Source organism: Pseudoalteromonas sp. TAE79, assembly GCF_000498015.1.
Taxonomy (GTDB): domain Bacteria; phylum Pseudomonadota; class Gammaproteobacteria; order Enterobacterales; family Alteromonadaceae; genus Pseudoalteromonas.
In genome coordinates this window covers 1-7,845 of the sequence record NZ_AUTL01000122.1, presented here as the reverse complement: position 1 = coordinate 7,845, position 7,845 = coordinate 1, and the positions used below count along the sequence as shown (strand labels likewise).

At 43.6% G+C, this 7,845-nt stretch carries 11 protein-coding genes and 1 pseudogene; 6 read left to right on the top strand and 6 right to left on the bottom strand.

The annotated features are described in order from the left end of the window. From L655_RS0107715 to L655_RS0107705, 3 genes are all read left to right on the top strand, one after another. The coding region (locus L655_RS0107715) for a hypothetical protein (protein WP_024604666.1) at positions 1-337 on the top strand (337 nt) is incomplete at its 5' end. A 76-nt stretch (positions 338-413) separates the two neighbouring features. Next, positions 414-599 (top strand): hypothetical protein, encoded by a 186-nt coding sequence (locus tag L655_RS0107710; protein WP_024604665.1) that lies wholly within the window; start codon positions 414-416, stop codon positions 597-599. Positions 600-617: 18 nt separating this feature from the next. Further along, positions 618-980, top strand: a complete 363-nt coding sequence (locus L655_RS0107705; RefSeq protein ID WP_024604664.1) for a hypothetical protein — start codon at positions 618-620, stop codon at positions 978-980. 61 nt (positions 981-1,041) lie between these two features. On the opposite strand, the gene L655_RS0107700 is transcribed toward L655_RS0107705, so the two are convergent. Next, the gene (locus L655_RS0107700) at positions 1,042-1,287 is read right to left on the bottom strand and encodes an ogr/Delta-like zinc finger family protein (protein WP_024604663.1); all 246 of its coding nucleotides are present in this window, start codon (positions 1,285-1,287) and stop codon (positions 1,042-1,044) included. A 343-nt stretch (positions 1,288-1,630) separates the two neighbouring features. Between L655_RS0107700 and L655_RS0107695 the strand changes: the two genes are divergently transcribed. Further along, entirely contained in the window at positions 1,631-1,876 is a 246-nt protein-coding gene (locus tag L655_RS0107695) for a hypothetical protein (RefSeq protein WP_024604662.1), read from the top strand. Here the strand turns inward: L655_RS0107695 and L655_RS0107690 are convergent, their stop codons facing one another. Genes L655_RS0107690 through L655_RS0107670 form a run of 5 tightly spaced genes read right to left on the bottom strand, consistent with a single transcriptional unit; the run spans position 1,877 to position 5,687 of the window. Further along, the gene (locus L655_RS0107690; RefSeq protein ID WP_024604661.1) at positions 1,877-2,122 is read right to left on the bottom strand and encodes a hypothetical protein; all 246 of its coding nucleotides are present in this window, start codon (positions 2,120-2,122) and stop codon (positions 1,877-1,879) included. After that, positions 2,100-2,516: a hypothetical protein gene (locus L655_RS0107685; protein ID WP_024604660.1), complete on the bottom strand. Its 417-nt coding sequence runs from the start codon at positions 2,514-2,516 to the stop codon at positions 2,100-2,102. The genes L655_RS0107690 and L655_RS0107685 overlap by 23 nt, the downstream gene beginning before the upstream one ends. Next, entirely contained in the window at positions 2,516-2,842 is a 327-nt protein-coding gene (locus tag L655_RS0107680; RefSeq protein ID WP_002960036.1) for a phage holin family protein, read from the bottom strand. Before L655_RS0107680 ends, L655_RS0107685 begins: the two co-directional genes overlap by 1 nt. Beyond that, a complete protein-coding gene (locus tag L655_RS0107675; protein ID WP_024604659.1) occupies positions 2,839-3,903 on the bottom strand; it encodes a phage portal protein in 1,065 nt (354 codons plus the stop codon). The genes L655_RS0107680 and L655_RS0107675 overlap by 4 nt, the downstream gene beginning before the upstream one ends. Then, positions 3,903-5,687, bottom strand: coding sequence for a terminase family protein (locus tag L655_RS0107670; RefSeq protein ID WP_050582195.1), 1,785 nt, complete (start codon positions 5,685-5,687; stop codon positions 3,903-3,905). The genes L655_RS0107675 and L655_RS0107670 overlap by 1 nt, the downstream gene beginning before the upstream one ends. Before the next feature lie 192 nt (positions 5,688-5,879). Between L655_RS0107670 and L655_RS1000000126265 the strand changes: the two are divergent. Together L655_RS1000000126265 and L655_RS0107655 are read left to right on the top strand one after the other, a co-directional pair. Next, positions 5,880-6,750, top strand: a pseudogene (locus L655_RS1000000126265) (GPO family capsid scaffolding protein). A gap of 42 nt (positions 6,751-6,792) precedes the next feature. After that, positions 6,793-7,830, top strand: coding sequence for a phage major capsid protein, P2 family (locus tag L655_RS0107655; protein WP_024604655.1), 1,038 nt, complete (start codon positions 6,793-6,795; stop codon positions 7,828-7,830). Positions 7,831-7,845 lie beyond the last annotated feature (15 nt).

Genomic DNA, 7,845 nt, shown 5'->3' with positions numbered 1-7,845 from the left:
CCGCCGCAACCGAGGGGTGCAGCATTTCATGTGTAAATGCGTATGCGGCACCACTCGCGTAGTACGTAAAGATAATTTAGGTCATGTCCAGGGCTGCGGTTGCGAGCGAAAAGAATATAAATTTCGCACCGGGCAAATAAAAACAACAGCAAAGCCAAGTACTAAAAAAGCGCGAATTGTTTCACCAAAAACAGTAAGTGCACCGGCTAAAATGCCGCACCACGAAAACCAAGAGCCGCGCCCGCGATACCAGCAGCGCAGTAAATCAACCCGCGAGCTATTAGAAGAACGCTTAGCACAAAAGCAGTTAGAAAAAGAATTAAGCGAATTATGGTGAACCATGAAATCAACAGTTAAACGCCGCAACTGGGTGTATCACTCAGTTGTTAAACCAAAGCAGAGCGAGCAGAAAAATGTCAAATAATCAACTAACCCAAAAGCAAGAACTTGAAGTAGCAGCAGACGTAATTGAATATCTAAAAGGTCGAGGTGTTGAAGGTATTCAAGCTGCATTAATTTTAAAAACATCAGCTACTCATGTTGAAAACAGGCTAGCAGCTCAAGCATTTTTTAATGCTATGCAAAAATCATTAACTTAACCAAAAAGGAAACGCACCATGCACCAACAAAATAAACCACTCGATAAAGGCCGTGTAGCCTGTATTGCTGAAAAATACCAGCAAGGCAACACTACCAAAAACCGCTACGCCACATTAGGCCGTGCCACTAAATGGCCGAGTAACAACCAAGGCGGCAGCGATAGCATTGAAATAGAACTCGACACTATGCCAATTAATCAACAAGGCCCGTTAAAACTATATATATTTTGGGAAAGTGAAAGCCAGCAAAGCCAAACGCACAATAACCAGCCACAAAACCAAAGCCAAGGTTACGCACCGCCGCAATATCAAGGGCAGTATGATCAGCCGCAAAATGCGCCACAGCAAAACCAGTCACAATATAACCAGCGCAGGCAGTAAACAGCACCCACAAAAAAGCCCGTTTAATACGGGCTTTTTAATGCGTGAAATAAAGTAAAGACTATAGCCCAACTAATTCCAATTGTTGTTCGCGAGGTAGGCTTTTAATAAGTGCGGCGGCTAATTGTTGCGTGCTTTGTACCGGAGGGTTTAAGAAGTGATCAAACGATTGGGTAATACGAAACGTCGCCCCGCATTCACGAGTATTAGTACACGAACAATATAAATTTACTACGTGCGTACTTTGCGTTTCACGCGATGTAATCGTAGCTTTAGATTCGCAATTCGGACAAGTAACCCGCGCCATAATAAACCCCAATAGTTAATAAATCACACTGTCATTATATACAGTGGTTGAGTGCGTTACAAATAACCATTTAACTATTGCCTGAGAATCAACAAGCTAAAAAAATCACTCCTCCTCGCCTTCCGCTTTCGTGCAAAAAATGCGTTAAATTGACACCCCCAGTGACAGGCCATTTTGGGCTAGCCCTTATAACTAAAGGATCTGAATGACAGTTGAAAAGGATCGTAATGACAAAAATGTGACAATGTTTGACACAAAGTGACAGCATAAAGATCAAATAGGTGGGCATTTGTTGAATATTGAAATATAATAAATTAATTATCACTTAAGCGATAAATAAATTATGAAGTATTTATATAAAGGCTCACAAAGCCAAGAGCGATTAGATGTGCTTTTATCGTTTGGTAAAAGTACCAGTGAAGATATAAAATCGGCGCTTAGCGACTACTTAGTTCGCGGCATTGGTAAAACAAATGCCGCGTTACTTAATAGCGTAAAAAGCCCAAATTTAACAAGAGCACTTAAGCGTCTTGAGGTCACGGCGGGGAAGGTTGAAAAAGTAAAAGAGCTTGATTGGAAAAATCGCTAGTTAGTCACTAGCGCTTGTTTTTTCTAGCTTGCTGTCAGCCACACTTTTGGCCGCTTGCAGTTGTGAATTGCACTGCGTTAACGCGCTGTTATATTCAATTGCCAACCTGCTCAGGCTTTTCCATTTTGCGCCCTGCAAAGTTGGGTGCGCTACTGGGGCAACAATCCAATCATCAAGCAGTAAATATTTATACCTGGTTTGAATAACAACCCGCTCTTTAGGCTCAGGGGTTAGCGTGCAACCCAATAACCCCAGCAGGCATATCAGCATTAATGCAATCTGTTTCATTTTTATTACTCGCTATATCGTTAAGTTGTTTGGTTTTGCTTTTGCTTATTTGCTCAAGCATCGATGTTTTTTGCATAAAACTGTTTAGCCTGGCCTGAGAATTTGCAATCTCAGCTTCAAGCCGCTCGCGTTGCAACTGCTCATTGTTTAACGTCGCTAACAGCTGGTCGCTGTTTTGCTCTAGCAAATCAACCTCGCTTAGTAGCGATGCTTTTTCTAAGGCCGCATCGGTAACGCTAGCTTTTAAATGCAGCGTTTGAATATAAAAAACACCCGCCACAAACAAAGCCGCCGCAATTAAAACAAAGCTAAAGTTATTTTTAAGCAATCTAAACAAAGCAAGCCATCCCATTATTTGCCACCTCTAATTAATTTAATAAAGCCCTTTGGGTCTTTGCTAAACGTTTCAATAAATTTATTGATCCCCTCCAAAATGTGCGGGGCCGCATAAGCCGTTACACCAATAACGCCCGTTTTTAAACTTTCATCAAATTGCCGCCACTCGCAAAACATAGCTGCCAAGTACGCAGCAAAAACAGCAATTAACACACTCATAAAATAATGAAAAAACGTAAATACCTTACGGCTTAAATACATTTGTATAGCCGCCGCTAAAAAGCTCAACATAAGCAACTGCCCCCACTGTTTAATAAATTCAACTATATCTATCCAGCTCATGCGTCATCCTTGGGTGTTGGGTTAAGGTCTGAGTATTCAGGCTCTTTAAATTCAATATGCTGCGCTGCAGGTAAATAATTATTTATACCTAAAACATCTTGCTGCATTGGCACCACTTCATTGTTGTAATATGCGCGGGTAATTTTATCTAAATCACCAAAACCGTTTTTGTCACCAGAAGACTGGCCGCTTAGCGCTTCTTGCGCACGGTGCATACTTAGCATGTCGTTAAGCGTAATTTTTTTAATTCGCTCAAATTCATCCTTGGTAGATATATCGCCAACCGGTGTAATGTTTATCGCTTTTTCAGCATCAGCTTTATTGCTACGAAAATTAAAAAACAAACTTCTAAAGTTACCCACGCCTTTGCTATCGCGTATAGCATCTTTTAATGCCGTTTCATCTTCAGCGCTTAAATTAGGATCAGCCATTGAAAATATAAAACCCATGTGCGCACCGTTCTTGTAATAGCGGCGCCTAAACAAAGTCGCATCTTCATTTAATAATGCCGACTGAATGCCACCGTAATACTGCGGTATGCCATAAATGCCTTGCCCCGGGTCGTACTCTTTTACATGTATAATTTCGCCCGCATTAAAATAAATAGGCTCATGGCTACGGTTACTTAATTGCGCATACACACCGCGCGTACTCGTATAGCGCATAGTCAGTGCAGGCAGGTGCCGTAGTTTAATAATTTGCCCAAACGAATTTTTAATAATTTGCAAATAAGCGTTGCCACTCCACAGCAAATCAAAGCCAAATTTGCTTAATGCTTGATGGCTTAACAGCGGGTTGGGCTTATACCATTTTAAAATCATATTGCGCTTAAAATACAAAATGGGTCCGTGCTGGGCATTAACGCGCAGCAGTTTAATTAAACCCTGCAAACTAATGGGCGGCGCATAAATACCGTTGCTGTCACTAAATACACCAACGTAATCTGTTAGTCTGTTATCTAAGCACGGCTCGGGGTCGCCAAAACTAAACGCATCAGTTACCGCAGTTCGTTGGTTGTAATTTGGCGCTTGGCCGTTGCTTACTTGTAGTCGTGGTTTCATTAAGCTGCAATTCCTACAGATGTTTGGCGGCTGTGGGCATTACCGTCCAGAGGTTCAAATAACAAGGCGTGCATAATTGCCCACGCAATGTCGGCATGGCCCGTAGTGGCCGTGCGGTTAGTAGCATATGTAATTTGATCGCCAACAACTTTGCGGCGAATATTAATAAACGAGCTAGCAATGTTTACCGCGTCCTGGTCAAACTCAAGGCGTCGGTTTTGAATAACGTTAATTGCTTTAATAACCATGCGGTTTTTAATAATAGGGTTGTAATGTATCGGCTCAGCGTTAGGGTAAAACTTAGTAATAAGCTCCCATACACCGTAACCAATACCGGTGGTATCAACGCCAATGTGCACAACGTTGTATTTTTCGGTAAGTAGTTTTATTTCGCTGGCCATAGCTTCAAAATCATTACCGCTTAAATCAATTGCTTCAAGCAGCAAAAACTTTTCACCAGGCTTCATCGGCGCACTTAAAATAGCCACGCTCGCCTTATCGCCAAATCGCGCAGGGTCAAAGCCAATAACCACCGGCTTTAACCCGTAAGGGCGTTCGTAATCTAAATCAAAGTCAGGCCACTTGGTCGAATCGCCCACGCAGTTCATAAGCTGTTTGAGGTTAAACGCACTATGCGCATCATCAATAAACTTGCACATAAACAAGTTATTAAACTCATCTACACTGTACTCGTTTTCAAGCACGCCAATATCAATGCGGTCAAACCCACTGGTAACCACATCGTACACAGTAAGCATTTGTCGCCAAATGCCATCTTCGCAAAGCCTGCCATTTTTTAAGCTTTTATGGCTAACATCAATCGCAAATTCAGGGTCGTTACATGCTTTTGTTTTGCGGTACCACTTACCGTTCCAGTGGTCATACGCTTCATGGCTCGTAACGCTCGGCGTACTAAAATAGGTTATTCGTAAATGCTTATGCGTTGCCATGGCCTGCGCCAAACCGCGCAAGCTCTTATATTTTGGAATCCAAAAAACTTCGTCTATATATAGGTCGCCACTTTCCGACTGAGCAGTACGCGCATTAGTGCTTTTAAAAATAAGCTTAACTGTTTTGCCGCCCGCCAAATTAAGCACCATTGGTGAACCGGTTAGCTCAACATTAAAATGCTCACGCACCAGCGCCACAATATTGGCTTTAAATACCTCGGCCTGATCACGGCTCGCCGATATAAATATTTTATTACGACCATTAATAACCGCATCGTAAAAGGCTTCAAACGCAAAGTAAAAAGTAGCCCCAATTTGGCGGGGCTTTAAAATAAAGCGGGTTCGGTGATCTTGGTTTTCAAACCAATGTTTTTGGTGGGGATAAAGAAGTTTGTCTTTAAGCTCGTCAAGCATTTCAAGCGTAATGCCAGAGCAATCATTTTTCTTTTTCTTCTTCGACTTTTTGCCGCTGCCGCCNCTATTACCAGCACCAGCATCGTCATTGTTAGCGCGTTGCTTAGGGGCAGGCGAAAGCTTGCTTTTATTTAGTGCACATAATTGGCGCGTGCAAAAGTCTAGCTCTTTATATTCAGCATCGGTTTTATTGTCTTTATCGGCTAGCAAATTAATGCGGCGACTAAACGCCATTTCGGCATTATACGTTGGGCACATGTCAGCCCAGTTCTCAGACTCAGACCAACGCCTAACACTTCGCGCACTTGGCATGCCTGCTAAATCAGCTATTTCCTCGTAGGTATAGCCCTCAACAACATACAAATCCTGTGCTTTTTTGCGTACGTCTGGTCCGTAGTTAGCCTTCATATTGCGCCACATTAATTAATCCATGGCGGCAGTGTATTAGTAATAAAGCGCGTAATCTGTCTGTTAAAAACCTGTCCATTCCTAAAAGTTAAATATAGGAATTTCAAAAAGTTAAACCGTTGGAAAGGTGCAAAAGGAGGGTGCAAACTGCAGTTACTTTAAAGCATAAAGCTTAATTAAAAAACATTTAAAAGGTTTGTTTATATGTCAGGTCAACTACGCACAAAACCATTATCAATTGCCGCTGTTGGCATGACTGTCGACGGCCGCGAAATAACCGAGCAAGACGTAGCCGACATAGTAGAAACCTACAACCCCCGCAAGTATGGCGCACGCATAAACCTCGATCACGAATTTAACTGGTCAGGCTGGGCCGCTAAAAACCTACACAACGTAGACATACCAGGAATGCTAGGCGACGTAGTAAGTGTAGAAGCATACGAAAACGAAGAAGGCGTAGTGTGCCTATACGCGGTGCTCGCGCCCAATCAAGGGTTTGTAGCATTAAACAAAGCCGACCAAGCCGTATATTTTAGCATCGAAATTAGCCGCGACTTCATGGGCACTGGCAAAACCTACCTAACCGGCCTAGCTGTTACCGACTACCCAGCAAGCTGCTACACCGACCGTATTCATTTTAGTAGTAAGAGCAAAGCAGACGACACGGAAGTCTCTTTATTAACCGTTGACTTAGGGTCATGTGAGCCTATCGACACACCTAAAAAACCCTTTTTCAAACGACTATTCACTAAGGAAGAACCCGACATGAACGAAACACAATTAGCCAATGCATTAAAAGATGCACTCGGCACGCCGCTTGAGCAATTTGGCCAAAAGCTAGATGGCCTAACCACAAAGCTTGATTCATTCTCAACCACTAAAGTGGAAGGCGNCCCCGCCAGCCGAAGAGCCAGCCGAGCTAGCAAAGCTTAAAGAAGAGCTATCAAGCACAAAAACAGCACTTGAAGAGCTTAACGAAAAGTTTACCAAAGCATTAAAAACACCTGCGGGTGACACAACCAACGCCGACGAAGAACACGAAGGCGACGAAGGCAAATACAGCAACTGCTTGTAATTGCCGCACCCTAACTTAACTTAGCAAAACGCAGGAACGAAAATGAAAACCAGAACAAAACAATTATTTATCGCAGTGCTTGCAGGCATGGCCAGCAACTACGGCGTAGCATCAATGAACGAGCAGTTCAACGTAGAGCCAACAACTGAGCAGCGCTTATACGACGCAACGTACGACTCAGTAGAGTTTCTACAATTAATCAACACCGCACTAGTAGACGACATCGTAGGCCAATCGGTAATGATGAGCGTAGATGGTGGAGTAACAGGCCGTGCCGGTGTAGAAAGCGACGACACCAAAGAGCGCCAAACGCGCGACGTAGCAGGCCTAGCAAAACGCGAATACCGTTGCCACCCGGTAGAATGCGACATTCACTTATCATGGGCAAAAATGGATCAGTGGTCAAAATTCCCCGACTTCCATCAGCGCTATCGCAATCACGTACGCCAAGCAATTGCACTCGACATTATTAAAATCGGCTTTCATGGCACATCAGCCGCACCGTTTACAAACATTGCAACTAACACAATGCTGCAAGNCGTAAACATTGGCTGGCTGCAGCTCATTCGCCGCGACGCACCAGAGCGCGCAGTAAGCGAAGGCGCAACCGTTGACGAAATTCGTATTGGCGCCGGTGGCGATTACGAAAACTTAGACCAAGCCGTGTTCGACGCACTGCAAGCAATCCCAGAGCACAAGCGCGTAAACATGGTTGCCATCATTGGCGACGAGCTACTAGCAAACGACCAAAACAAGTTGTATGCAAAGCAGTCGCACACGCCAAGCGAAAAAACCAAAATCGAACTTGAGCAAATCATTAAAACGTATGGCGGCTTAGCCAGCTATAAAATTCCATTTTTCCCAGCGCGCGGTATTTTAGTAACAAGTTTCGACAACCTAAGCCACTACGTGCAAGCAGGCTCAACCCGCACCCACGTAGAAGATAACCCAAAAAAGAAACGTGTAGAAGACTACCTATCACGTAACGACTGTTACTACATCGAAGACCTCGAAAAAATAGCGTACTTCGAATCAGCCAACGTAAAACTGCCAAACAAAGCAGGCACCGGCTGGGAATAGTTTTTTAGCAGCAGC